General features: G+C 44.8%; 2 protein-coding genes. One reads left to right on the top strand and one right to left on the bottom strand.

Translation table 11 applies throughout. The features are described 5' to 3' along the window. Window positions 1-366, top strand: a 366-nt coding sequence (locus A3739_RS01915; RefSeq protein ID WP_231876975.1) for a hypothetical protein, incomplete at its 5' end; no start/stop codon positions are given. A 45-nt stretch (window positions 367-411) separates the two neighbouring features. Here the strand turns inward: A3739_RS01915 and A3739_RS01910 are convergent. Further along, window positions 412-759 carry an antibiotic biosynthesis monooxygenase gene (locus A3739_RS01910; RefSeq protein WP_068500046.1) on the bottom strand — a complete coding sequence of 116 codons (348 nt, stop codon included), beginning with the start codon at window positions 757-759 and terminating at the stop codon, window positions 412-414. Window positions 760-815 lie beyond the last annotated feature (56 nt).

Genomic DNA, 815 nt, shown 5'->3' with positions numbered 1-815 from the left:
AAGCCTAAGTACAAAAATATTGAGAGTATCGCCGGCTTTTACCGAATTGCCGTGACCAAATTTGTTCAAATGGGGAAGAGAACAACTCGTGATCAATTGGCGGCTATTGAGGCCGCTGGTAAAGCGAGCGGTATTGACTTGGCTGGTACCAAGTTAGCATTGAATATTTCAACGAAAGAATTCACTACAGCCTGTAGTGAGCTGAAGAAAGCTTACCCTCTGCTGACGCCTCGATTGATAAAAGGTCTATTAGCGGCAGCTGAAGTGGATGGCAAGGTCTGTGAGATTGAGCAAAAACTTGTGTCGATTCTCGCTGCGATTTGGGATTTACCGCTTCCAACTTTGGAGATGTCCGAGGCTGCTTAAATCGAAGCAGGTACTTTTTACTGCTTCTCTGGTGAAAGCCTAAGTCTAGTTCTCATGATGTGCACGGCTGTCTGATGGTGCATCATCTCGCTCAACCATTGAGTAGTCACGAGATACCTTGGCCACGCGTAAACGATATTCTTTAAACACGCCTCCACGGCCTTTGGCTTGCGCAAAACGGTGGGCCTCTAGGTTTCGCCATTCCTTAATCGCCGCTTCATCTCGCCAGAAAGAGAGTGACAGTATCTTGTTCTCATCTACCAGACTGCCAAAACGTTCAATTGAAATAAAACCCTCAATAGTTTCAAGCATTGGTCTAAGTGATGCGGCAATGTCTAAATACTCTTGTTTCTTACCTTCGGTTGGGACAACCTCAAATATAACGGCGATCATTGTAATTTAACTTCTTGCCTATAGATTATGAAAAGACAATCTTAGCGCAGTGATGC

The organism is Oleiphilus sp. HI0067 (assembly GCF_001635735.1).
This window is presented reverse-complemented; position numbering and strand designations above follow the sequence as displayed.

What these genes read in the sequence shown, in the direction of transcription:
- A3739_RS01910 (WP_068500046.1), bottom strand. Translation starts at nt 759, where the DNA reads ATGATCGCCGTTATATTTGAGGTTGTCCCAACCGAAGGTAAGAAACAA.